Here is a 24,573-nt window from a genome sequence, read left to right as displayed (position 1 = left end):
ATGTTTGGCTTCACCCTGAACAACACGGTGACTTCGGCGTCGCTTGGTCTGCGACTCACGGCACCGGTGGCGATTCCCGCCGCCGTCCGTGCGGTGGATGATATTGAGGTCGAAGGCCGCGCCGGGACCCTCACGCGCTTCACGGGCTGGGAGGATACCGAGGTCGAGCTTGAGCTCGCCGTGTCTATCCGTGACGGGCTCCACCAGTATAGACAGGCTTCTCACGAGCTGACGGGCGCGTCCATGATCGCGTTCACTGGTGAGTCGGGTGTGTATCGGAAGGTTAAGCACTGCGAAGTTGGCGAGTTGCGCCGGGAGCTGTCGGGGTGGGGGCTGTTCACCGCGCGGCTCACCTGCCAGCCCTTCAGCTATTTGTCTGAGGGCTTGAAGTCGGTAACGATGTCGGAGTCTGGGGCGATCACGAACCCCGGCCTACTCGATGCCGATCCGATCATCACCGTCTATGGCACCGGGGCGCTCTCGCTGACGATCAATGCGCGCGTCTATCACGTGAATTCGCCAGCAGGTTCCGTCACGCTCGACAGCGCGCGTCTCGTCGCACACGCCCACGGGAAAGTCCAGACCGATGCGCTCAGTGAAGCATTCCCAACCTTCAAGCCTGGGGTCAATCGGATCACTCTCGGTACTGGCATCTCACAAGTGCTCATTGTGCCGAATTGGCGCAACCCCTAATCCGCCGCTCACTACATCTTTCTTTGACGGCCATCCCTTTACGGGGGTGGTCGTTGTGTTTTGTTTGGAAGGCTCACTCATGATTACGGTTCACGACCGCACCGCCACGACATTCACCGCCACCGGCCTCGGTGTCCTCGACCGAGAGATCATCAACCCGATCGTGACGGAAGAACTAGGTGGCGAATTCTCCCTGACCTTCACCTACCCAGCAGACGGCCCCGCAGCCACGCACCTCGTACTTGAGAACATTGTGGCAGCGCCCGTGCCAGGACTGGAGCAACGGCAGGGTTTCCGGATCAGCGAGGTCGTCACCACCCTCGAAGGAACGCTGGAAGTGACGGCGTTTCATGTCTTCTATGATCTGGCCGCGAACCTCATCGCCGACACCTACGTTGTCAACAAAACCGCGAAAGATGCACTCACTCAAATCCTTGGCGCGGCAAACACCAACCATAATTTCACTGCCACAAGCTCGGATACGGTGACGCGATCCTCGGCACGGATGGTACGCATGCCCATCGCCCAAGCTCTCATGGATGCGGGCGAGGATAACACGCTCATCTCGCGTTGGGGCGGCGAACTGGCCCGCGATAATTTCCATATCCATCACTCCGCTCGGCGTGGGCGAAATACAGGCGTTGTCATCCGTGATCGGAAGAACCTCACTGGGTTTGAGTCATCCATTGATTTTTCGACGGTGGCGACGCGGATTCTCCCGGTGGGCTACGACGGCCTACTCCTACCCGAGCTCTATGTGGATTCGCTGAAGTTGGGTGATTATGTGGTGCCGCGTATCCGCGTCATCCGCTACGGACAAGTCAAAGCCATCACGGATAAAGACAACCCACGTGAAGGCGAGCTTCCACTCGACCAAGCACACGCGCAGTTGCGCCATCTGGCAGCAGCAGAATTCAGCGCCAAGCATGTGGATGAGCCGTCCGGGTCGTACAAGATCCGCTTCACTGACCTTTCACAAACCCGTGAATACGCTGACCTCGCACGGCTGGAAACCGTCGAAATTGGCGACACCGTGACCGTCCGCCACGCTGATCTTGGTGTTGCGCTCACGGCACGGGTGGTCGCTTACGAATACAACCCACTCGCGCTCCAGTACATTTCGGTCGAACTGGGTTCTACTGCTCGGAAGTTCACGTCCGTCACCCGGCAAGTGAAGACTGCCATCAATACGGCGGTGGCTGCATCGGATACGGCAGGATTCGCCCTCGCAAGCGCTGATGGGAAGAACACCAACCACTACGGCACCACCCAGCCCGAGAAGGCACAGCTCGGCGACACATGGTTCAAAAGCAACGGCGAAACCACCGAAATCTGGATATACCGGCTCACCGACACCGGGCAGCCCGGCTGGGTCGCCCTCGCCACCGATCTGAACCATGCACAGATCAGCGCGGAACTCGACGCAGCACGCACGCAGGTCGACCAAGCCCTCACCACCGCACAAGACGCACAAACCGCCGCCGATGCTGTCGCCACTCAGATGGCTTCGGCGCAGGTCGATATTGACCAGGCCAATACCGCAGCCGCTGGTGCTACCCAGTTGGCGCAAGATGCCCACGACGTTGCGGTTACCTCGGATGGGCGGCTCACGGTTGCCGTTGTTGACCCGAGCGTAGCGGACGCGGCTGGCAGGCCGGAGGGTGCGCTATGGCAAGTGCGCGTAGACGGCGTGATCGCCCGCCAATACATTCTCACCAACAACCAATGGGAGCAGACACCGGTGGGTGGCGCGATGATCGGGTCGAAAGCGATCAGCCAAGCACACATCGCAGACGCCGCCATCGGCACCGCACACATCGCTGATGCCGCGATCACCAACGCGAAAATCAGCTCACTGTCGGCAGACAAGATCACCTCGGGCTACCTGGCAGCGGCACGCATTCAGGCTGGATCCATCACCTCAGACAAGCTGACGATCGCCAACGGGTTTATTACGAATGCGATGATCGCGAATGCGGCGATCACGGATGCGAAGGTTGGCAGCCTATCCGCGAACAAGATTATGACTGGCACTTTGTCGGCTGCACGCATCGCAGCAGGGTCCATTACCTCCGATAAGCTCACGATCGCCAACGGATACATCACCAATGCGATGATTAAAGACGCTGCGGTCACATCGGCCAAGATTGCTTCGCTGGATGCTGGGAAGATCACCACCGGGACGTTGTCGGCGGCTCGGATTGGGGCGCGGTCGATTACGGCCGACAAGCTCGCGACCAACGCCATCCAAGTAGGCCTGGCAGGTTGGACGCAATCTATCCGCATCACCCCGTATCAGATCGCTTGGTATGACGGCTCCATGCTGGAGGGCAAGATTACGAGCGCTGGGATGCAGTTTTGGTACGGCACCCGTTATATCGGTGAGTTCGCGCGGCGGGCTCATAAAGATAAGCCGAATGTGCAAGGAATCGTCAACCAACTTGCTTACAAAGGCGACTACGTTGCCTGGACCTACCAGAAGGCAGACGGCGGCACCTACTACACGTGTTTGACGTTGGATCCGAAGGGATTGTTTTACGGGAAATCCGGTATCCATCTCGGCTCCGATCTGCGTACTGGTGGCTATAAGTTCTACACGACGGGCTCACGATATGTGACCTTGCAGGACTGCACGCTGACGGGCAAGGGAACCTATTCGGGCTGGGTGGGGCCAAGCGGGCTGTCGAAGATCGTGTTTCACACCTATGACCTGATGGTGGTCACTAACGGCTCGTATTACAACATGACCCGTCTCTTTGATCGCACCAAGGATTTGATGTCGCGGATGAACGCAATCCTGACCTTACTCAATCAGGGGTGGATCACATCCATCTCCGGGTCTGGGTCGAACATCACGTGGCGGTACTTCTCCAACACTGGCTTATCGACCATGTCCACCAACCTCGCATAAGTAAAAGGAAATACTGATGAAGATCATGCTCGCCAACCACCATTTGCAACCCATCGCCGACCTACTCACCAATATGCCGCTCAAGGCGGCGCAGTCCCGTGCTCGCTCGAAACTCCTGACGCTAGTGAAGGAAGCGATTGCCCGGTTCGGGGAAGATGAATACGACCTCGTCACCCAATTCGCAACACTCGACGATCAGGGTCGCCCAGTGTTCGCAGACGACGGCACCTTCATGCTCGCCAACCCCGACAAAGCCAGTGAATTCCTCGACGCACGCCAATCACTACTGGCATCTGTTGCGGAAGTCTCCGGGCCCACCTACGACGGCCACGACAAGGACGTGAAAGCACTTCTTGACGGCTATGAGGGTGAACTGTCTGGCGTGTCGGCGGAAGCCTACGACGTCCTCTACGACGCCATCACCAAGGGTGGCCAATGACCACCGAATACGAAAACACAGAACTGGCCGAAGTCACGGCCGATGAGTCAACGTCTAGCGAAGAAGTACAGCTACCCATCATCCCGGTCGAATCCGATGCCACGCCCACGCCACCAGCCAGACAGGTCGAGGAAATCACGCTACCCGTGCCGCAGGCGGCCTCATTCGACTTGAGCCTGCCAATCTTGGAGGTGCTCACCGACCCAACCATGTAACCCGCTGCGCTACACCAATTTTTGATGCCTTCACCCACTGATGGGTGTGGGCAATTTTTATGCCCACGAAAGGAATCATTCTCATGTCTCTACACGCCATCTGGCACGCCATCCAAACCGGCATCGCTGGTATTGGTGCGTGGCTCGCCGCTTATCTTGGAGGTCTCGACGGCCTCGTCTATGCCCTGATCGTCTTCGCTATCGCCGACTACATCACCGGGGTGCTGGCCGCCATCAACGAGCGCCGCCTCAGCTCATCCGTCGGTTTTAGGGGTATCAGCCGCAAAATCCTCATCTTTACCCTCGTCGGCCTCGCCCACCTCATCGACGTCCATATTCTCGGAGCACCCGGCGTGCTGCGAGCGGCGGTCATCTTCTTCTACCTATCCAACGAAGGCATCTCCCTGGTCGAAAACGCCACCCGCCTCGGCCTACCCGTCCCATCCCAAATGCGCGGCGCGCTCGATGCGATCGCCAACCGCGCCGAAACAAGACCCTCACTGACCGAAACAACCGCTGAACACCCAACAGATAAGGAGATTCACTGATGAAGAATTGGCTCGCGCTTGAGGCCGACATCGACCTCATCATGAACACACACTACACGCCCGGCAGGAACGGTCGGCGGATCGATAAGGTCATCATCCACCACAACGCCGGAAACCTCACCATTAGGGGCTGTTACGACGTGTGGCAGTCCCGTCCTGCTTCCGCCCACTACCAAGTCCAAACTGACGGACGCATCGGCCAGCTCGTGTGGGACCGGGACACCGCCTGGCATGCAGGCAACTTTGCCGCCAACACCACCAGTATCGGCATCGAACACGCCGATGTTTCTTCCGATCCTTGGTCGGTATCCGACGCATGTTTGGATAACGGAGCACACCTCGTCGCGGCCGTTTGCAAGTTCTACGGTCTTGGCCGCCCGGTCTGGGGTAAGAACGTGTTCGGGCACAAGGACTTCTCTGCCACTGCTTGTCCGGCATCTCTTGCTGGTTCCCAGCACGCCGCCTACATGGCTCGCGCTCAGTATTGGTATGACCAGATGACCGGCGCTACATCAGCGCCAGCGCTCACACCAGCACCTGCTCCTGCAACGCCGAACATCGACGCTCTTGCCGATGCGGTGATTCGCGGCGACTACGGCAACGGGGATGAGCGCAAACGTCGCCTCGGAGCCCGCTACGCCGCTGTTCAACAGCGAGTCAATGAGAAGCTCTCTGGCAACACGCCTACGAAGCCCGCAGGGCCCAACATTGATGCTCTGGCTGACGCCGTCATTCGCGGCGACTACGGCAACGGGGATGAGCGTAAGCGCCGCTTGGGTAACCTCTACGCCACTGTTCAGGCGCGCGTGAATGCCAAGCTCGGCTACTAACCCCGCACGCTACTACGGCGTATTGAAGCCCCGTCATCACTGTGACTTCCCAATCCTCGGGGAGCCGGTGGTGGCGGGGCTTTTCGTCGTTTCATGGACGGATTTAACACATACGGGTTTGTCGGCAGTGGGGTGAAGGGAGTGACCTCACTGTGAATGATCTTGACGAACAACGTATTCGTAACCTGCGCACGGCGGGCTGGGGGTATAAAGCGATTGCCGAGTTTTGCGCCCTGACTCGTGACCAGGTCCGCTCGTACTGCACCAACCGAAATCTCGACGCCGGGTTGGTGATGGCCTGGCAGGTATGCCAGTGGTGTGCCAGCCCCATTCGGGGAGGTGTTCGGGCTCGGTTTTGCTCGCCCGCATGCAGACATAAAGCGTGGCGGCACCGACAGAAAACCGAGCCAGTGCGCGAGCAGACCTGTACGCACTGCGGACGCCGCTTCGCGATCGTGGACAAACCGGGCCAAAAGTACTGCTGCCACGCCTGTTATGTACGTGCTCGCTTCGGCACCCGTGGCGGACGACCATGAACGCTCTCACGGCTCGGGTTGATCAGATGACACAGCCTGAGATGTTCGCCCGAGAACTCGCCTTTATTACTGACGCTCACGTCTTAAGCATGCTGGCAAGTCGGGGTGTGCTCACATCTTCAGAGTATCGGCGTGCCTATCGGCTGTTGTGGGAGGACCGGAACCCGATCTATCAACCACAGATTGTGGGCGAAACGACTGGATAAACACCGCCTTTAGAGCGTGTATAGACCTAACGCGAAAGGAGAAAACGTGGCACACATCAGTGTGGTGACACCAGTTCGGCCGCCGACCCCGAAACTGGTCAACGTAGCAGCATACGCGAGGGTCTCAACCAACGGCACAGAGCAGTTAGCATCCCTATCGGCGCAGGTTTCGTATTATTCGCGCCTGATCCAGTCCACACCCGGATGGGCCTATGCAGGCGTGTTTATCGACGAGGGTATCACCGGCACGTCAACGAAATCCCGGCAAGGCCTGGCCGACTTGATGGACGCAGCCAGGGGCGGGGGTGTCGATATTGTGTTGTGTAAATCAATCTCACGCCTGGCCCGCAACACTGTCGACCTGCTCGCTACGGTCCGTGAGCTCAAAGACCTTGGCGTGGCCGTACGGTTCGAACGCGAACGTATCGACACCCTTAGCGCTGACGGGGAACTGCTGTTAACCTTGCTGGCCTCGTTCGCCCAAGAAGAATCACGCTCGCTATCCCAGAACGTGAAATGGGCAATCCGCAACCGATACAAGAACGGTGGCACGAACTCCTTCGTTGTCTATGGCTACCACTGGGCAAACGGCCAGTTCACCATCATCGACGAAGAAGCCAAGATCGTGCGCTTACTGTTTGCCAATTATCTCGATGGGATCAGCCCGGAAAAGACCGCTGGCATGCTCAACGCTGAAGGTAAACGCTCTCGGGGAGGGGGACGGTTCTACGGATCCGTGTTTCGTCGCATGCTCGAAAACGAGCGGTACAAGGGCTGCCAAATGCTACAGAAAATGTACCGCCCCACAATCCAAGCACCCACACGCTCCCTCAACGACGGGGAGCTGCCGCGATACTGGGTCGAGCAAGCCCTCCCAGCGATCATTGATCAGGCGATGTTTGACACGGTGCAAGCAGAAATCGCGCACAGGCGTGAGGCGGGCCCGGCTGCCACCCCGTCAAAAAACACGGGCGTATTCACCGGGCGGATCTGCTGCGCGGCGTGCGGGAAGAACTATCAACGCAAAACCCGCACCTACAAGTCTGGAACCTCATACAAGTTCTGGCGCTGCTGGAGTGCCTGCACCGGGAACGGCAACCCCTGTAGGGGGCACAACCTGCGCGAAACACTCCTCGAACAAGCCTGCGCAGACATGCTCGGCACCCAGGGTTTCGACCCCGTCCAGGTTGGCGAGCAGATCGTGATGATCGAGGCCTTCGAGCATCAGCTCACCTTCCACCTCGCGGATGGAACCATGACACCAGTGGGGTTAACCAGTGAGGGGAGGCTGGCATGAACCGCACCGTCACCGCGATACCCGCAACAAAGAAGCTTCGATCTGCCGCAGCCTCATCTGGCGCACCGGCACGCAGACGGGTCGCCGCCTACGCTCGCGTCTCTACCGAGATGGAAGAACAAACCTCCTCCTACGAGGCTCAGATCGACTACTACACCACCTACATTCATTCCCGTAATGATTGGCAGTTCGCGGGCATGTACTGCGACGAAGGTATCTCTGGCACCTCTATGAAGCGCCGTGAGGGATTCCAAACCATGATCGATGACGCCCTGGCAGGCAAAATCGATCTGATCCTCACCAAAAGCGTCTCCCGGTTCGCACGCAACACCGTCGACTCGCTCACTACCGTGCGCAAGCTCAAGGATGCAGGCGTCGAGGTTTATTTTGAGAAGGAAAATATTTATACCTTTGACGCCAAAGGCGAATTACTCATCACGATCATGTCGAGCTTGGCGCAAGAAGAATCCCGCTCCATCTCCGAGAACGTCACCTGGGGACATAGGAAACGTTTTGCCGATGGAAAAATCATGGTGCCCTACAAATCCCTACTCGGATACAAGAAAGGCGAGGGTGGCAGCCTCGTCATCGACGAGACGCAGGCTCCGACCGTGCGGTTGATCTACCAGCTTTTCCTTGACGGGATGGCGATCAGTGAGATTAAAACCGAGCTCGCGCAGCGTAAGATTCTCACCCCGCGTGGGAAAGAAGTGTGGTCAACCTCGACAGTGCGCTCCATTCTATCCAACGAAAAATACAAGGGCGACGCCCTTCTCCAAAAGACGTTTACCACCGATTTCCTTACTAAGAAGATGAAGGTCAACGAGGGTGAAGTGCCCCAATACTACGTATCAGGTAATCACGAGCCGATTATTGCTCCGCGTATCTGGGATCAGGTGCAATACGAACTCGCCACCCGCCATGCCAACATATCGTCAGCGAAAGTCGGCTTATTCTCCACCCGGCTGAAATGTTCTCAGTGTGGGGCGTGGTATGGGCGTAAAACGTGGGCGTCGAACACGAAATACAAGTACACAGTCTGGCAATGCAACCACAAATACACAGACGAACATCCCTGCAGCAGCGCGACGGTGAAAGACGAGCAGATCAAGGATTCTTTCGTCCAAGCGCTCAACCAACTGATCGCCCGCCACCGGTACGAAAGCCAGCTGCCGCAGGTGCTTGGCGACATGTTCGATACGAGCCGTTTGGAAGAACAAGCCGCAGCGTGCCAGGCAAAACTTGTGGAACTCACCGAGCAGATCGAGACGCTGATTGCGGAAAACCAGCGGTGTGCGCTCGACCAAGACGCCTACCAAAACAAGTACACCAAACTCGATACTACCTACCGTAAGACGCTTGCACGTAAAACAAGCCTGGAAGCAGATATCGTAGCGAACACTGCCAAGCATGCCGCCATCACCACAACCCTGAATGATCTGGCGGGCGAACCGGTGAGCGAGTTTCGTCCCGCGCAGTGGAGCGCACTCATCGATCACGCCATCGTAGGCGAGGATACGATCCGGTTCGTGTTCCGAGTTGGCGAGGTAGTGAGGGTTCAGCTGTAGGAGGTTAGAGGGAAATTTTTAGCCCGTTCGTGCATGAGTGCGCGGACGGGCTTTTCTCATGCCCAGAAATCGTGGCAACAGCGAAGTGATAGTGCTCGGGAAGTATTTCGGCAGGTCACGGCTAACGCGCTATACACTCGCTAACGGAAGGGATTTTCTTGACCCCCTTGGGGCATACCCGCTAACGCAAACGCCTACTTATCATTTTCGACGTCATAGTGGAGCGGGTGACGGGAATCGAACCCGCGTCGCTTGCTTGGGAAGCAAGAGCTTTACCATTAAGCTACACCCGCATCGTTCACCACAAGTAGGCGAACTAGCTTGGTGAACTCTCCGATTCTGGCACGCGACGCCGTGTTTTCCAAAACGTGTTGCGGCCGCCGCTGGCGCTTCCACGCCAGAACCGGTAGGTGCTTAGCTGTTAAGCACTTCGCGGATGTTTTCAACAGACTCGGCGTCCAGCACAAGTCCGATCGGGTGACCCGGGTTGATCGCGATACCCACGCCAACTGCCTGGTGGAACGCCTGCAGCCCCGGCATGCGGACCGCGTACGGAGCCATGTCGATGAACTGTTGCGCCACGCGCGCAGGGTGCGTGAATACTGCAAGCACGACCTTCTCGTCGGGCCCTTTGAGCAGTAGCGGCTGAACAACCTGCTGTTCGTCCGTGACTTCCTCTTCGGTGAGGAAGAACAGGTTCGCAGCCGCGATCTTGGACAGGACTTCGTTGCTTTCCAGCTTCCCTTCGGCGCCGTCAACAATCACGCGTTCGATGTCGTTGAACGGTTCGAGCTCGCTTTCGTCCAGCATGCGCTCGCCGTGCTCCTGCTGAGGCTGCGCATCCACTTCTGGCTGCTCTGGCTGTTCGTTCTTTTCTGGCTCATTGGTGCTCATGGTTCCAACCTACCGGGTTCGTTCGTGCTGGATCTACCCGCGAGCATGCGTCAGACCCTTACTTGCCTGGTTTCCACTTGTAGTACTCCTCGAGGGTCAGCCCTTTCGAGGTGAGTTCGTCCGCCAGCTCAGTTCCGACGTAACGCAGGTGCCACGGTTCGTACCAGTATCCGGTGACGTCGGTCTTCCCATCGGGATAGCGGATCACAAACCCGTATTTGTGGGCGTTCCGTGCGACCCACTGCCCGGCATTCGTGGTCGCGAAGCAGCGCCGCAGGTGGCAGATCCCGTCGGAGACGTCGACGGCGAGGCCCAGCTGATGCTCGCTGGTTCCTGGTGCGGCGGACACGGAGTCCGCGTGTTGTTGGCCGTACGTGGCCCGCCAGTGGTTGTAGGTTGCGGCTTGCTGGTTGTACGACCTGTAGCCGCTCACGGGGTGGAAGTTCACCCCGGACGCCGCCCCGGCGTTGCGTAGCTTTTTGAAAGCTTGTGCGGCTTCGCTTCGCATGCTTTGCCCACTGCCGATGTGGACGAGGTCTTTGGGCGCGTATGTCAACGGTTCGAGGGGCCGCTTTTTGTTGGCCAGGACCTTGATGTTGTTGGGGTCGCTCGGGATTTCGGGGCTGCGGTCTTCAGCATTTTCTGAGGGCTTTTCGCTCTCGCCCGGTTCCTTCGTCGATGCGGATGGAGCCGCGCTGACTTTCGGTCCCGCGATGCTCCCCTTGGCAGGCTCCTTGTCGGCGTCGGCTGGCTTGTTTTCTTTGGCGTCCGATGCGCTGGCTGCGGCTGGCTGCTTCGCGTCAGGTGACGTTGCCGCTGGGCTGGTTTCAGCATCGTTGGTTGCTTGGCCACCAGAGCGGGGGAGTACGATCACGAGGATCAGCGCGAGAACGGCAAGGAACACACCCACGGGAAGAGCCCACCGCGGCACAGTCCTCGCGGTCGCGGCGGCGTGCCTACCTTTCACAAGCCGATCCTTCCGGTGAAGTGAACCGCGCGCATCGCACGGACACCTTTGTTGCGTGCACCTTTTACTATGTCAGATCTTCGCGTTCCAGCCTTCAAATTGACCCGGGAAAATGCGAGGAATGGTGGCTACGCGATATTCTGAGCGTGTGTTGCTCTCAGATGGTGATATTCGTAAAGCCCTAGATTCCGGGAAGATCGCGCTCGAACCGCGAGGCGAGGACATGATCCAGCCTTCGAGCGTGGACGTACGCCTGGACCGTTACTTCCGGTTGTTCGACAACCACAAATACCCGTACATCGACCCGTCGACGGAACAGGCTGAACTGACGCGCCTCGTCGAAGTCGAGCCAGACGAGCCGTTCATTCTGCACCCGGGCGAGTTCGTTCTGGGAGCCACCTACGAAAAAGTGACGCTACCCGGCGATGTTGCTGCTCGGCTCGAAGGCAAGTCTTCGCTCGGCCGGCTCGGCCTTCTGACCCACTCGACCGCGGGCTTCATCGACCCAGGATTCTCCGGGCACGTGACCCTCGAGCTTTCCAACATGTCGACCCTGCCGATCATGCTGTGGCCAGGCTCCAAGGTCGGGCAGTTGTGCTTCTTCCAGCTGTCCTCACCAGCTGAGCACGCTTACGGAACCGGCCCGTACCTCAACCGTTACCAGGGCCAGCGTGGCCCTACCGCGTCGCGTTCGCACCTGAACTTCCACCGCACCCGCATCGAAGACTAGGCGGCGCGCGTGGTCGTGTCCTCCCGCTTGATCCCTGGAACCAGCGAGAACAGAACGATGCCGACCACGAAGATCACCAGGATGCCGACGATGCCGTAGCGGGTTGCGCTGCCATCCACGCCCATATTGTCCATGACTTTCGAGGCCACGTAGATCGAGGCCGAGAACAGCCCGGGGCCAAGGAACGTGACAGCGCGGCCCGTGGTCGCGTACAGGCCGAAAAGCTCACCCGCGGTGTGCTCGGTAGTGCGGCGTGCGAGCAGTGCACGCGATGAGGACTGTGCTGGCCCCACCAAGAGGCACAGGAAGAGTCCGAAGACCCAGAACTGCCAGCTTTCCTGAGAGAACAAAACACCCAGCCCAGCACCGATCAGCGCGATCAACGCAACCATGATGACAGCGCGAGGGCCCACGACATCGTCAAGCCAACCGCCAATGATCGCGCCGGTAGCCGCAACTACGTTGCCAACCAGCGCGAACAGAATCACCTCGGTCTGATCCATGCCGAAAACGGTCGCAGCGATGATCCCGCCGAACGTGAAAACAGTCGCCAAACCATCCCGGTAGATCGCAGAAGCCAACAAGAACCACACCGTCGGCCGGTCCTTGTGCCACAAGCTCTTGATGCTGCGCCACAACATCACATATGACTCACGCCAGCTCGCTTTAGGCCCCGGAACCGCAGGGATTTCCGGGACGCTGAAGAACATCGGCGCGCAGAACACCGCCATCCACACCGCACAGAACACAGCGACCATGCGGATGTTGAAGCCCTCATCGGGATTCGAACCGAACCACGGAACCACCGGTTGCACGAACACGAACAAAACCGCCGCGAGCGCGACAATGCCACCCAGATAACCGAAAGCCCACCCGATACCGGAGATTCGGCCGATCTTATGTTTCGGGGCGATCTGCGGGAGGATCGCGTAATAGTTCACGTTCGCGATCTCGCTGAAGAACGTAGCAACACAGATCAAGAGGATCCCGGGCCACAAATACGCCGGCTCCGGCTTGATGAAGAAGCACGCCGCAGTCGCGAGAACGATCATCCCGGTGTGGAACGCGAGCCACTGCTTACGCTTACCGCTGCGGTCAGCTCGCAACCCCAGAACGGGAGCCGTCAACGCGATCACGGCACCCGTCAACGCGACCGCGAGCGAAAGCTGGGACGCGTTCTCGTCAGGGTCACCGAACGATGATGACGTCAGGTAAACCGTGAACACGAACGTGAGCATGATGGAGTTGGTGACGTTCTCGCCCCAGTCCCACAACGACCACGTGAAGACCTGTTTCTTAGTGCCCTGACCGTAGGCCTGCGGAGCGCCTGGGGTGGCGTGAGAGGTTGTGTGCATGTGAAGAGCCTATGGCGGGGTTCCGTAGAATAAAAGAGATTGTGGACTGTTTGGATGGGCGGTCCCAGTTTGTCCCGTACATCGAGACGTTAGGTGAAACCGTGCTCCCAGTCCTGTTTGCACTGTTCGTCGCGGCATTTTTGGCCCCGCTTTTGGTGCGCTGGATTGGTAGGAACGCGTTCTATGTTTTGGCGCTGGTCCCGGCCGCGAGTTTCGTGTGGCTGACCAGTGTGGTCCTGCAGGGGATGCCCAGAAACTTAGGGGAAATTGCCCCGGGAACGGTCGGCCAAGATCTTATTCCGCAAGAGGAATATACGTGGATTCCAACGTTCGATGTGGAATTCGCTTTCCGCTTGGATCCGCTGGCTGCTGCTCTAAGCTTTTTGATCCTCGGAGTGGGCGCGCTCGTGTTGCTGTACTGCGCCCGCTACTTCAAATCTGAAGACGCCTCGATCGGGCCGTTCGCAGCGCAACTGACGGCGTTCGCGGCCGCAATGTTCGGCCTTGTGACGTCAGATGACTTGATCTCCCTCTTCATTTTCTGGGAGATGACCACCATCCTCTCCTACCTGCTGATCGGTTACGCCCGCTCGCGTCTCTCCGCCCGCCGTTCAGCACTCACCGCGCTGATCGTCACCACCGCTGGTGGTCTTGCGTTGTTCGGTGGGCTCGTGATGCTTGGAGTCACCGCCGGAACGTTCCGGCTATCCGAGATCCTCATGATGACCGACGCGCTCACCCCGGAGAATCCCGTGGTCACAGCCGCGATCATCCTCATCCTGGTGGGCGCGATTTCCAAGTCTGCGCTGTTCCCGTTCCACTTCTGGCTTCCCGGCGCGATGGCCGCACCAACCCCGGTCTCGGCTTATCTCCACGCGGCGGCGATGGTCAAAGCGGGCGTCTACATCGTCGCGCGTTTGGCGCCAGGGTTCTCGGGCATCCCTGGCTGGACGCTACTGACCGTCGGATTCGGCCTCTACACCCTGTTGCTGGGCGGCTGGCGTGCTCTGCGCCAAACCGACATCAAGCTCGTCCTCGCTTACGGAACCGTGTCGCAGCTCGGCCTCATCATCGCGGTCCTCGGCATCGGAACTCCAGCGGCGATGCTCGGCGGGCTCGCGCTCATGCTCGGCCACGGCCTGTTCAAATCCGCGCTGTTCCTGGTCGTGGGCGCGATCGACCACGGAACCGGTACCCGCGATCTGCGCAACCTCTCCGGCCTGTGGAAAGCACGCCCAGCATTGTTCGTGTGCTCGGTTATTTCTGCGGCCTCGATGGCGGGCCTTCCCATCACCTTCGGCTTCATCGCTAAAGAAACCGCGCTCGCAGCACTGCTCGACGCGCCAACGAGCGCCAACATTTTCGTGACCGCGATCTTCGCGCTCGGCGCCGTGCTTACATTCGCCTACGCGACCCGCTTCATCTGGGGCTCCTTCGCAACCAAACCAGGCGTCGAGCCCACCAAGATCAGCTGGACACAACCAACCCTTGCTCTCCCCATCGCTGTTCTGACGCTCGGGACCATCATCCTCGGCTTCATTCCAGGCCCAGCGGATGCGCTGTTGAGCCCAGCTGCCAACGTCTTCCCGCACTTGGAGCCACACACGGAACCGCTTGCCGTGTGGCACGGATTCACCATCGAACTCGCGATCACGGCAGGGATCGTTGCGCTCGGCCTCCTCATGTTCTTCGCGCGGGAACCTATCGCTCAGCTACAAGCGCGTGTTCCAGCGCTGATCGACGGTGAACGCACCTACCGCTACATCATGACCGGAATCGACTGGACCGCGCACCGCGTCACGTCAGCGATGCAGCGTGGTCAGTTGTCTTACTACATCGCGGTGATCCTCCTGACCGCACTCCTGGTTCCGGCCATCGGGGTTTTCGCAGGCGGAGGCGTTTCATTCGACCGTGGTGAGCAGACCACGAACCTCGTGTTCACGACCAAGCTCGTCAACGTTCTGATTCTTGTAGTGATGGCGGTCGGGGCGGTAGCTGCGATGCGCGCTCGGCGTCGCTTCATGGGCGTTCTGATGGTCTCGCTGACGGGCTCGGGCATGGTCGCGTTGTTCGCGTTCCACGGTGCGCCAGACCTCGCAGTGACCCAGCTGCTGGTCGAAGTGATCGTGCTGATCGCGTTCCTGCTGGCGTTGCGTGTCCTGCCGGCTTCGGTATGGCAGGCCCGCCCACGCAAGCGACGCAGTGTTCAGCTCGCTGTCGCGATCGGTTTCGGTGTATTCGCGGCGGTTGCGGCTGGCCTTGCGATGGCGGCACGCACCGCAGATCCGATCTCGCTCAAGTACCCGCAACTGGCTGTTGAAGGCGGCCACGGGCACAACATCGTGAACGTGACACTTGTGGATATTCGTGCGTGGGATACGTTCGGCGAGATCACGGTTCTCGCGATCGCCGCGACTGGCGTGGCCTCGCTCATCTTCGTGGTGACCCGTGGTGCCGAGCGGGCCCGCGCCGGCAACGTCGCCCCGGGATCGATCGGAACCGTGTATGCCTCGGCGGTGCGTCAGCGCGTGGCGAGCGTGTTCCTGAACGAAGAGCGCTCAGATTCTTCTTCGGCGTGGCTCGTGGCTGGCCGAACGCTCGCTCCGGAGCGTCGTTCGATCATCATCGAGGTCATCACGCGGCTGATCTTCCACTCGTTCATTTTGTTCTCGATCTACCTTTTGTTCGCGGGCCACAACGCACCGGGCGGCGGTTTCGCGGGCGGCTTGCTCGCGGGTCTTGCCCTCGTGCTGCGGTACCTCGCAGGTGGGCGCGTTGAGCTGGCCGAGGCGATCCGGGTCGGCCCTGGTGCGCTCTTGGGAACGGGACTCACGATTGCGGCTGCCGCAGGCATTTTCCCGTTGTTTTTGGGCGGGCAGGTTTTCCAGACCGCCGTCATCGACTTCACGTTCTTCGGTGAACACCACTTTGTGACCTCGACGATCTTCGACATTGGCGTGTACCTCATCGTGGTCGGCTTGGTTTTGGATGTGCTGGAATCGCTGGGTTCGGAGCTCGATGTGCGCCTTGACGCGGAGAACCAGCACGTGCGTGAAGCGCAACAAGCGTTGGTGGGCTATGCCGGTAAGGCTGTGCGCGGACAGAACTTCTCGCGTGGCGGCAGCACGGGTGACAGCTCTGATGGGCCAGGTGGTGCAACAGATGCAGGAGCTGGCGCAGGTTCGGAGGTGACCCGATGACGATCGATGTAACGATGTTGTTGATGGTCGCGGTGTTGGTCTCCGCGGGCATCTACTTGATGCTTGAACGCACTTTGACGAGGGTCTTGCTGGGCATCCTGTTGTTGGGTAACGGTGTGAACGTTTTGATCCTGACGACTGGTGGGCCTGGAGGCTTAGCGCCGCTTGTGGGTGCGAAAGTGGATCCGCAAGAGTATTCGGACCCGCTTCCGCAGGCGATGATCCTCACGGCAATCGTGATTTCGTTTGCGGTCACGGCGTTCTTGCTCGGCATGATTTACCGTTCGTGGTGGCTTTCGCGTGCGGATGAGATTCAGACGGACGCCGAAGACGTGCGTGTTTCGCAGGAAGGCATTGTGCACGACCCTGAGGAAGACGGCGAGATGCCTGTCGAAGACTCCGAGTTCGCTACCCAGGATGAGGTCGATTCGGATGACGATGGCGGCTTGGGCGAGGACCCTGACAACCTGACTCCGGCTCAGGCCGCCCGGACGCGCGCTGAGGCCCGCCGGGTTGTTGATGAATACATGACGGAGATGGCGCGGGAAGCTGAGCGCGAAGAGCGTGAAGAGCAAGAGAAGGGTGGCCGCTGATGAACTGGGATGCGTTGCCTTTCGATATTGTGTCGCTGACTCCGCTGGTGGTCATCCTGCCGATTCTGGGTGCTGCTTTGGCGTTCGTGTTCCAGCGTTCGCCGCGTGCTCAACGGATTGTTTCGATCACGACTTTGTCGTTTTCGCTGCTGATCGGTTTCGCGTTGTTGTTGCGGGCGTACTCGCTGGGTGCGGCCGCGGTGACGATGGGCGGGTGGGCTCCGCCGTTCGGCATCACGTTGGTCGTGGACGAGTTCGCGGCGTTGATGCTCGTGGTCTCGAATGTGGTCTCGCTTGCGGTGCTGATTTACGCGACGGGGCAGGGCTATACGGACCAGAAGGGTGATGGCCCGATTTCCGTGTTCTACCCGACGTACATGTTCTTGGTTGCGGGTGTTTCGAACGCGTTTATCGCGGGTGACTTGTTCAACCTGTACGTGGGTTTCGAGATTTTCCTGACCGCATCGTATGTGTTGATTACGTTGGGTGGTTCGGCTGAGCGTGTGCGCGCCGGCACAACCTATGTGGTTGTTTCGGTTCTCTCGTCGATGCTGTTCTTGATTTCGATCGGCGTGATTTACGCGGCGACGGGCACGGTTTCGATGGCGGATGTTTCGGACAAGATCGCGCAGCTTGGCCCGACGACGCAGACGCTACTGCACCTGATGGTTTTGATTGCGTTCGGAGTCAAGGCGGCGGTGTTCCCGTTGAGCTTCTGGCTTCCGGACTCGTACCCAACTGCGCCGGCTCCGGTTACGGCGGTGTTCGCGGGGCTGCTCACCAAGGTGGGTGTTTACGCGATTGTCCGTACCGAGACTTTGCTCTTCAGGGACAACGACCTTTCGGATCTTCTGATGTGGGTCGCGGTTCTGACGATGATCATCGGTATTTTGGGTGCGTTGGTTCAGACCGAGATCAAACGTATGTTGTCGTTTACGCTGACGAGCCACATCGGCTACATGGTTTTCGGTATCGCGTTGGGTACGCAGACCGGTTATGCCGCAGCGGTCTACTACGTTGCGCACCATATTTTGGTTCAGACCTCGTTGTTCATGGTCGTGGGCTTGATTGAGCGCCGCGGCGGTTCCTCGAACATCGAGCGGCTGGGTTCGCTCGCAAAGCTCGCTCCGTTCTTGGCGGTGCTGTACTTCATCCCAGCTATGAATCTGGCCGGTATCCCACCGTTTTCGGGTTTCATCGGCAAGGTCGGTTTGGTGATCGGCGGTGTTGAGCAGGGTTCGGCGATGGCGTGGGTCAACATCGCGGCGTCGCTGCTGACGAGCTTGTTGACGCTGGTTGCGGTGGCTCGCGTGTGGAACCGTGCGTTCTGGCGCCGTGCTGAGGACGCTGAAGGCGCTGATCCGATGTTGCTTGAGGCGATGAATGAGAAGGTCCGCCGCGTCCGCACGTATGAGGCGGTAGCCCAGTTCCCGGATTCGCGTTACTCCGACCACGGCAATGTGAAGGTCCTGCCGGGGATCATGGTGGGCTCCACTGCGGCCCTGGTGTGTGCATCGTTGGCTTTGACGATTTTCGCCGGCCCGTTGCTCAAACTTACGGATCGAGCCGCCGCAGCGATGGTCAAGGGCGAGGAATACCGGGTGGCCGTGTATGAGGCGTCGAACCGTGCTGTTCCGGAGCGGGGCGGTCCAGTGGATGGCAAGCGCCGCACCTTGGAAGATCCGTCCGGTGAAGGGGGTGCACAGAAGTGAGCCGTTTCAAGAGATCGATGCGCCGCCTGCTGGTTGAGCTGCCGCTCCTGGTGTGGCTTGTGGTGGTGTGGTGCATCCTGTGGCAGTCGTTTGCGCTGTCGAACATCCTGTTCGGTTTGGCGCTTTCGTTGATCATTCTGCGTGTTTTCCGGCTGCCGCCTGTGGTGATTTCGGGGCGGTTCTCGCCGTTCCGTGGGCTCGCGTTCATGGGCTGGTTTGTGGGCCAGATTGTGTCTGGTTCGCTTCAGGTCACGTGGGTTTCGTGGAAGCAAGGTAAGGATGTCACGAACGCGGTGGTTGAGGTTCCGTTGCGTACCCGTGATGACTTGCTGATGACGGCGGTGGGCCACGTGGCGTCGCTGATTCCTGGTTCGTTGGTGGTGGATGTGGACCGCCGTCACGGGACTCTGTATCTGCATGTTTTGGGGATCCGGAACACGGATGATGCGAACCGGTTCCGTGCGGATGTTTTGGAGATTGAGCGGCGCCTGATTTACGTGATGGGTTCCCGTGAGGAGCTGGATCTGCTGCGTAAAGAGGAGCTACGGGTGGCACGTGAGTTGGTTGCTGCTCGTCGTGAGGCTGATGGCTGGCATTCGGTTGAGGTCGCCGTTGAGGCTCAGCACGGTGAGGGAGGTAGCGCTCGATGATGTGGTGGCTTGAGCACGGATGGTTCGGTTGGGCTGCGATGGCGGCCGGGGTCATTTTGGGGTTGGCGGCCTTGCTGACTGCGGTGCGGATTGTGCGCGGACCTTCGCTTCTGGACCGGATTATTGCCTCGGATGTTTTGTTGGTGATTATCTCGAGCGGCTTGCTGGTTTGGATGGCGGTCTCGGGTGATTTTTCGCCGTTGCCGGTGGTCTTTTTGGCATCAGTGATTGGTTTCTTGGGTTCGGTTACGGTCGCGCGGGTTACGGCGTCTGCTGCTGCGGCGCAGATGCCTGCGGTTGAGACCGGTGCGGGTGCTTCCCAGGAGTCTGATGAGCGGGGTGATTCGGCGTGAACTGGATGTTGTTTTGGGATATCACTGCGGCCGTGTTGATGGTTGGTGGTAGCCTCATGAGCTTGTCTGCCGCGATCGGTATGCTCAAGTTCCCTGACGTGCTGTCCCGTATGCACGCTGCAACTAAGCCGCAGGTTTTGGGTCTATTGATGCTGTTGGCTGCCGTGGCGATCAAGACCACGGTGTGGCAAGCGATCCCGGTCTTGGCGTTGATCTGGATCATGATGCTTCTGACCAACCCGGTTTCGGCTCACATGGTGGGGCGTGCCGCGTACCGTTCTAAGCACCTCAAGCGGGCCACGTTGATCGAGGATGACCTCGCAGCTGTGGTCAAGGCCGCCGAGGATGCCGAGGACCACCGGGCGCCGCGAGGCGAGGCCCTGCACCACCCGACCGCTGTGCAGGCCGAGGTCGACGGCCACCACTAGGACGCGTCTCCGCTAAGCACTGTTTCTCTTAAACGTCGATGCGGTGGGCACCCGGGTGTGGGGTGCCCACCGCATCGTTATGACTAAGTTTGTCGCCGCTACTGGAGTTTGGCGCAGTGGCCTGAGAACGTCTCCCAGAGTGTTTATATCTCCGGGTTTTAGATCTCTTCCGGGTTGCTCTTGGAGCGCTTGGCGGCCTTCTTGGAGCCCTGCTCGATCGAGGTCTGGATCAGAGCCATCATGCCGGCGGAGATGGCGGCGAAGAGAGCAACGCGGGTCGCGGAGGCTTCCTCGCGGGCTTCCTTGTTCTTCTTCGTTGGGGCATCAGCGCCAGTCACCTGGAGCCACACACGCTCCAAGGCTTTGGAACCGACGATTCCCGCAACGAGGGAAAAGATGGACGCGAAAATCTTGTTCAAAGCATTCACAGGTTCAACACTACAGCGTTTAGTTCATCACTACAGCGTTTGTTCAAGAGTGTGGGAAAGAACCTCATGCAATTCTGGGTCCAATGACACCTCCGTGCCGTCCACATGCGAGACCGGCCGGAGCATCCGAACTGAGCTCGCGAGCCACAAAGCATCGGCTGCGAGCAGGTCAGCGGGGCGCATCGGGACAGACTCGACGGCCCAGCCGTGAGTCTTTGCGGCCTCAGCGATCGCCGCGACCGTCGTGCCTGCGAGGCCGCCCGTTTCAACGCCTGGAGTGCGCAGAGTAATCCGCCCGGAGCCTTCGCTGGAGACTTCACCAGAACCCTCGCGGCTGCGGTACGCCGCAACCACCGACGCGGTCAAGCCATCGAGTACGAGGCCGTCGCTCGTCACGAAGATCGCGTCATCCGCTCCGTGGCTCTTGGCGTAGGTCAACGCCGCAACATTCACTGCGTAGGAGAGGGTCTTCGCGCCGAGAAGTAGCCACGGGGCGCGCTGGGCTGCACCGGAATCGTAGCCGCGGTCGAGCGTCAAAACCTTGATCGGCTTCGGGTCCGGATCTCGCGCAGGAACGGGGGAGAGAGTCACGAAACACGCCGCACCTGCGCCTGGGGCGCCGCGGGTGGCAACGCAACGGATCGACGCCTCGGGTTCGCCGTCCGGCTCGGCTTCCTCGCGGACTGTTTCCTCGCTGCGGGTTTCGGCGTTGGCGGCGTCGGCGTCGCGGTCTGCGTCCTGCGTCAAGAACGCTTCAAGACCCAAAGCGATCGCACGCTCCCACACGTCAGCCGGCGGAATCTCGAGCGCGAGCGCCTCGGCCGAACGCTCCATCCGTACCAAGTGCTCACCCACAGACCGGATCCGTCCACGCCTATACAGCAACGTCTCAAACACACCGTCCCCGCGCGTCACACCCGCATCATCAAGTCGCAACCACCCAGCCGCCGGATCAACGCAACGAACAGACCAACCCGCCGCCGCATCGGAAGCAACCGCCGCGTTGGGCGCCGCAACATCACGTTCAATCCACACGCCGACCATCGACCGAGGCCCATTCTGCCGAGCCATAACCCCTCCACGCTCTAAACCGGCACACAAGCTGTCACAAACGTCCGTCACAAAGGTCTGTCACAAAGGTTCATTGAGTCACAGCGTACTCGCGGCACAGCGCCGACAGATAAAGTTACAGGTATCGGTTTTATTGCAACCTCGGGTGAGTTGATGGTTGCCAGCGGACGTGAGAGGAAACCTGGATGGGCGATATCTGGCTCTTGCCAGCGAATTGGCCTGAATGGCTCACGTACTCGCTACTCACGCTGGATTTGCTGATCCGCATCGCGATGCTCGGTATTGTCCCGGGCGGGCGCCGCCCCACCACCGCGATGGCGTGGCTACTTGCGATCTTCCTGTTGCCTTACGTGGGGCTCATTATTTTCTTGCTGTTCGGTTCGCACCGGCTCAACAGGCCGCGGCGTGAACGACAAGAAGCCGTCAACCGGGAAATCATGAAGGCGGTGGGCCCGAATCCACTCGATAAAGTTCCCGGTCACTTCCCGCGCTGGGTCACGAGTGTTTCTGAGCTCAACCAGAATCTGACGGGTTATCCGCTCGCCGGCGGTAACCGTTTCCGTTTCGATGCCGACTACAAGAACATCATGAAGACGATGGCCGAGGACATCGACACGGCGACCGACTACGTGCACGTCGAGTTCTACATTGCGGGCGTTGACAAGGAATACACCGAGCCGGTGTTCCAAGCGCTCGAGCGGGCGTCGGCTCGCGGCGTCAAGGTGCGGTTCTTGTTCGACCAGATCGGTAGCTGGCGTTTGCCTGGCTACCGGAAGATGAAAAAGCGCCTCACGAAAGCCGGCATCGAGTGGTACCGGATGCTGCCCATCGCGCCGTTCAAGTGGCGCTGGCGCCGCCCCGACCTACGCAACCACCGCAAGATCCTCGTGATCGACGGCCGTGTGGGCATGACGGGCTCGATCAACCTCATCGAACCGAGCTACCTGCGCCGTTCCGCGCACAAGCTGGGGCGCGAATGGATCGACATGATGGCCCGCATCGAAGGCCCTATGGTCGACCACCTGGACCTCGTTTTCGCAACCGACTGGTACCTCGAATCCGGTCAGCAAGTTTTCGATCAGCTTCAGTTCTCCGAGCACGACCGCCCTGGCGATACGCTCGCTCAAATGATCCCTTCGGGACCAGGTTATCCGCAGGAGAACAACCTGCGGATGTTCAACTCGCTCATCTATAACGCTAGACGGCAGGTGCGGATCACGACGCCGTACCTGGTTCCGGATGATTCGCTGCTGTATTCGCTCACGACCGCGGCGCAGTCCGGGATCGACATCGAACTGTATTTGTGCCGCGAAGGCGACAACAAGATCACCAACCACGCGCAACAGTCCTACTACGACGTCCTCCTAGAGGCAGGAGTCAAGATATACCGGTACCCGTCACCGGATGTTCTGCACTCCAAGTGTGTCACGGTGGATGACACGGTGGGGGTTTTCGGGTCGTCGAACATGGATATGCGTTCGTTCAGCCTCAACAACGAGATCACGATGCTGACCCTGGGTAGCGAATGCGTGGCCTCGCTCAACGCGATTATGGACACCTATAAGGAACATTCAGAACTGCTGACCAAGGAAGCGTGGAAGTCTCGCTCGCCAATGGAGAAGTGGTTGGATAACGTAGCGCGTCTCACTGCGGTCGTGCAATAGCGCGCGGACTAGGGCTGTGCAATAGCGCGCTGGTTATCTCAGTGCAGTAGCGCTTCGACCCAGATGCGGGCCCGGGCGAGCACCTCGGTGCTGTTGTCATCGACGTCTGTGCTGGAGCGAGCACTGATGGTGATGTCGGTGGGGCCGTCGGTTGCGGTGGGTAGTTGTTCTTCTTGTGCGGCCCAGGTGTCCCAGTGGGGTGCGTAGGTTGCGCCGTCGCGGGTGAGGGCGCGTTGTTTGCGGGTTGCGGTGTCGAGCGTGAGCGTGAGGGTTCCTGTGAGGTACGGCCGGGCGTCTGGGTGCCCGGCTCCGACGCCTTCGATGATGATGACGTCCGCCGGACCTATCGTGCGGGGTGCGTCGGGGCGTGAGGTGTACCAGTTCCAGGGCGTCCAGGTGGCGTGGCCGTCGCGCGCGAGCGCGGGCAACAGCTTCTGTGTGTAGGTTTTGAGGCCCGCGTGGAGTCCGTCCCATCCGGGGTAGAGCTCGTCGAGGTGCAGCACATCAACGCTGCATCCCTTGCCGTTGCGGTCAGCGCCACTGAATCTTCCGCCTTTGTAGCCCCTGACTCGCAACCATTCGGCCAGCCCGAGACTCAGGTGAGTCTTCCCGGTTCCCGAGCGGCCATCGAGCGCAATGATTACCGGCTTGCTTCGCGTACCCATTCGATGATTCCTGGGAGGGCGGCGGTGATTTGCTCGCGTGTGGTTTCGAAGTCGCTCATGTCGCTGTACCAGGGGTCTGCCATGCGCAGGTTGGTTTCGGGCTGGTGAGCGGCGCCGGGTTCGAAGGAGCGCACCATGCGGATGCGTGCTGGGTTGATCTCTGTTGGGGCGAGGGCGCGGAGGGTTTCGATGTGGCGGACGTCTGCGGCGAGGAACAGGTCGGTTGAGGCCCAGTCGTTCTCGTTGAGTTGGCGGGCCACGTGGCCTTTCGCTGTGAGGCCGAGGTCGTTCAGGATGCGTTCGGTGCGTGGGTCGGCAGGGTTGCCGGCTTCTTCGTCGGATGTTCCGCATGAGTCGACGCGGACGTTGGTGATGCCTGCTTGGGCGAGTGCGTCTTGGAGCATGTAGTGGGCCATCGCTGAGCGGCAGATGTTGCCGGTGCAGACGAAGAGGATCGTGAATGGTTCCTGGCCTTCGCCGGTGGTGTGGCCTGCGTCAGCGTACGAAGCCTGGTCTGCGGCGGTGGTTGACGTGTTTTCCAGCATGACTCCAGCGTAGCCAAATCAAAGTTTAGTGCACTCGACTCAGGATAAGTTGACAAGGCTCGGCTCATGTTACAT

At 59.6% G+C, this 24,573-nt stretch carries 23 protein-coding genes and 1 tRNA gene; 16 read left to right on the top strand and 8 right to left on the bottom strand.

All coding sequences use genetic code 11. The annotated features are described in order from the left end of the window. From JOD50_RS02730 to JOD50_RS02695, 8 genes are all read left to right on the top strand, one after another. On the top strand, nt 1-693 hold the full coding sequence (locus JOD50_RS02730; protein ID WP_204880322.1) for a hypothetical protein: 693 nt from the start codon (nt 1-3) through the stop codon (nt 691-693). 79 nt (nt 694-772) lie between these two features. After that, nucleotides 773-3,604, top strand: coding sequence for a phage tail spike protein (locus JOD50_RS02725; RefSeq protein WP_204880321.1), 2,832 nt, complete (start codon nt 773-775; stop codon nt 3,602-3,604). 16 nt (nt 3,605-3,620) lie between these two features. Then, complete coding sequence (locus JOD50_RS02720) at nt 3,621-4,043, top strand: DUF1617 family protein (protein WP_204880320.1); 423 nt, start codon at nt 3,621-3,623, stop codon at nt 4,041-4,043. After that, nucleotides 4,040-4,258, top strand: coding sequence for an acetyl-CoA carboxylase (locus JOD50_RS02715; protein ID WP_204880319.1), 219 nt, complete (start codon nt 4,040-4,042; stop codon nt 4,256-4,258). Before JOD50_RS02720 ends, JOD50_RS02715 begins: the two co-directional genes overlap by 4 nt. Before the next feature lie 83 nt (nt 4,259-4,341). Next, nucleotides 4,342-4,806: a phage holin family protein gene (locus JOD50_RS02710; protein WP_239541502.1), complete on the top strand. Its 465-nt coding sequence runs from the start codon at nt 4,342-4,344 to the stop codon at nt 4,804-4,806. Further along, entirely contained in the window at nt 4,806-5,636 is an 831-nt protein-coding gene (locus tag JOD50_RS02705) for an N-acetylmuramoyl-L-alanine amidase (RefSeq protein ID WP_204880317.1), read from the top strand. The genes JOD50_RS02710 and JOD50_RS02705 overlap by 1 nt, the downstream gene beginning before the upstream one ends. Before the next feature lie 788 nt (nt 5,637-6,424). Beyond that, nucleotides 6,425-7,675, top strand: coding sequence for a recombinase family protein (locus JOD50_RS02700; RefSeq protein ID WP_204880316.1), 1,251 nt, complete (start codon nt 6,425-6,427; stop codon nt 7,673-7,675). Beyond that, nucleotides 7,672-9,243, top strand: coding sequence for a recombinase family protein (locus tag JOD50_RS02695; RefSeq protein WP_204880315.1), 1,572 nt, complete (start codon nt 7,672-7,674; stop codon nt 9,241-9,243). The genes JOD50_RS02700 and JOD50_RS02695 overlap by 4 nt, the downstream gene beginning before the upstream one ends. Nucleotides 9,244-9,462: 219 nt before the next feature. Here JOD50_RS02695 and JOD50_RS02690 read toward each other — a convergent pair. The 3 genes from JOD50_RS02690 to JOD50_RS10585 form a co-directional block, all read right to left on the bottom strand. After that, nucleotides 9,463-9,536, bottom strand: a tRNA-Gly gene (locus JOD50_RS02690). A 121-nt stretch (nt 9,537-9,657) separates the two neighbouring features. Continuing rightward, nucleotides 9,658-10,137, bottom strand: coding sequence for an SseB family protein (locus JOD50_RS02685; protein ID WP_204880314.1), 480 nt, complete (start codon nt 10,135-10,137; stop codon nt 9,658-9,660). Nucleotides 10,138-10,195: 58 nt separating this feature from the next. Continuing rightward, nucleotides 10,196-11,104 carry a D-alanyl-D-alanine carboxypeptidase family protein gene (locus JOD50_RS10585; protein ID WP_204880313.1) on the bottom strand — a complete coding sequence of 303 codons (909 nt, stop codon included), beginning with the start codon at nt 11,102-11,104 and terminating at the stop codon, nt 10,196-10,198. A gap of 148 nt (nt 11,105-11,252) precedes the next feature. Here JOD50_RS10585 and dcd point away from each other — a divergent pair, with 148 nt between their 5' ends. Continuing rightward, entirely contained in the window at nt 11,253-11,834 is a 582-nt protein-coding gene (dcd, locus tag JOD50_RS02675; RefSeq protein ID WP_101630305.1) for a dCTP deaminase, read from the top strand. Here dcd and JOD50_RS02670 read toward each other — a convergent pair. Beyond that, nucleotides 11,831-13,189, bottom strand: a complete 1,359-nt coding sequence (locus tag JOD50_RS02670; RefSeq protein ID WP_204880312.1) for an MFS transporter — start codon at nt 13,187-13,189, stop codon at nt 11,831-11,833. The two genes, dcd and JOD50_RS02670, sit on opposite strands and share 4 nt — an antisense overlap. A 41-nt stretch (nt 13,190-13,230) precedes the next feature. Here JOD50_RS02670 and JOD50_RS02665 point away from each other — a divergent pair, with 41 nt between their 5' ends. Genes JOD50_RS02665 through mnhG form a run of 6 tightly spaced genes read left to right on the top strand, consistent with a single transcriptional unit; the run spans nt 13,231 to nt 20,125 of the window. Next, on the top strand, nt 13,231-16,389 hold the full coding sequence (locus JOD50_RS02665; RefSeq protein ID WP_204880311.1) for a Na+/H+ antiporter subunit A: 3,159 nt from the start codon (nt 13,231-13,233) through the stop codon (nt 16,387-16,389). Then, nucleotides 16,386-16,982 carry a Na(+)/H(+) antiporter subunit C gene (locus JOD50_RS02660; protein ID WP_101630308.1) on the top strand — a complete coding sequence of 199 codons (597 nt, stop codon included), beginning with the start codon at nt 16,386-16,388 and terminating at the stop codon, nt 16,980-16,982. Before JOD50_RS02665 ends, JOD50_RS02660 begins: the two co-directional genes overlap by 4 nt. Next, nucleotides 16,982-18,694 (top strand): Na+/H+ antiporter subunit D, encoded by a 1,713-nt coding sequence (locus JOD50_RS02655; RefSeq protein ID WP_101630309.1) that lies wholly within the window; start codon nt 16,982-16,984, stop codon nt 18,692-18,694. The genes JOD50_RS02660 and JOD50_RS02655 overlap by 1 nt, the downstream gene beginning before the upstream one ends. Beyond that, entirely contained in the window at nt 18,691-19,344 is a 654-nt protein-coding gene (locus JOD50_RS02650) for a Na+/H+ antiporter subunit E (RefSeq protein ID WP_204880310.1), read from the top strand. The genes JOD50_RS02655 and JOD50_RS02650 overlap by 4 nt, the downstream gene beginning before the upstream one ends. Further along, on the top strand, nt 19,341-19,697 hold the full coding sequence (locus tag JOD50_RS02645; protein WP_239541501.1) for an MrpF/PhaF family protein: 357 nt from the start codon (nt 19,341-19,343) through the stop codon (nt 19,695-19,697). The genes JOD50_RS02650 and JOD50_RS02645 overlap by 4 nt, the downstream gene beginning before the upstream one ends. A gap of 5 nt (nt 19,698-19,702) precedes the next feature. Continuing rightward, a complete protein-coding gene (mnhG, locus tag JOD50_RS02640; RefSeq protein WP_101630440.1) occupies nt 19,703-20,125 on the top strand; it encodes a monovalent cation/H(+) antiporter subunit G in 423 nt (140 codons plus the stop codon). Between the two features lie 158 nt (nt 20,126-20,283). Here mnhG and JOD50_RS02635 read toward each other — a convergent pair whose 3' ends face one another. Both JOD50_RS02635 and JOD50_RS02630 read right to left on the bottom strand, forming a co-directional pair. Then, on the bottom strand, nt 20,284-20,553 hold the full coding sequence (locus tag JOD50_RS02635) for a DUF4235 domain-containing protein (protein ID WP_204880309.1): 270 nt from the start codon (nt 20,551-20,553) through the stop codon (nt 20,284-20,286). 30 nt (nt 20,554-20,583) lie between these two features. After that, nucleotides 20,584-21,624, bottom strand: coding sequence for an aminotransferase class IV (locus JOD50_RS02630; RefSeq protein WP_204880308.1), 1,041 nt, complete (start codon nt 21,622-21,624; stop codon nt 20,584-20,586). 185 nt (nt 21,625-21,809) lie between these two features. On the opposite strand from JOD50_RS02630, the gene cls reads away from it, so the two are divergent. Further along, the gene (cls, locus tag JOD50_RS02625) at nt 21,810-23,288 is read left to right on the top strand and encodes a cardiolipin synthase (protein WP_204880307.1); all 1,479 of its coding nucleotides are present in this window, start codon (nt 21,810-21,812) and stop codon (nt 23,286-23,288) included. Nucleotides 23,289-23,326: 38 nt separating this feature from the next. Here cls and JOD50_RS02620 read toward each other — a convergent pair whose 3' ends face one another. Together JOD50_RS02620 and JOD50_RS02615 are read right to left on the bottom strand one after the other, a co-directional pair. Further along, nucleotides 23,327-23,953 (bottom strand): nucleoside/nucleotide kinase family protein, encoded by a 627-nt coding sequence (locus tag JOD50_RS02620; protein ID WP_204880306.1) that lies wholly within the window; start codon nt 23,951-23,953, stop codon nt 23,327-23,329. Further along, nucleotides 23,929-24,498, bottom strand: coding sequence for a low molecular weight protein-tyrosine-phosphatase (locus JOD50_RS02615; RefSeq protein ID WP_204880305.1), 570 nt, complete (start codon nt 24,496-24,498; stop codon nt 23,929-23,931). Before JOD50_RS02615 ends, JOD50_RS02620 begins: the two co-directional genes overlap by 25 nt. Between the last annotated feature and the right edge of the window lie 75 nt (nt 24,499-24,573).

The sequence above is a fragment of the Pseudoglutamicibacter cumminsii genome (genome assembly GCF_016907775.1).
GTDB classification, from domain to species: domain Bacteria; phylum Actinomycetota; class Actinomycetes; order Actinomycetales; family Micrococcaceae; genus Pseudoglutamicibacter; species Pseudoglutamicibacter cumminsii.
The sequence above is the reverse complement of the archived record's forward strand: the minus strand, read 5'-3'. Positions and strand labels throughout refer to the sequence as shown.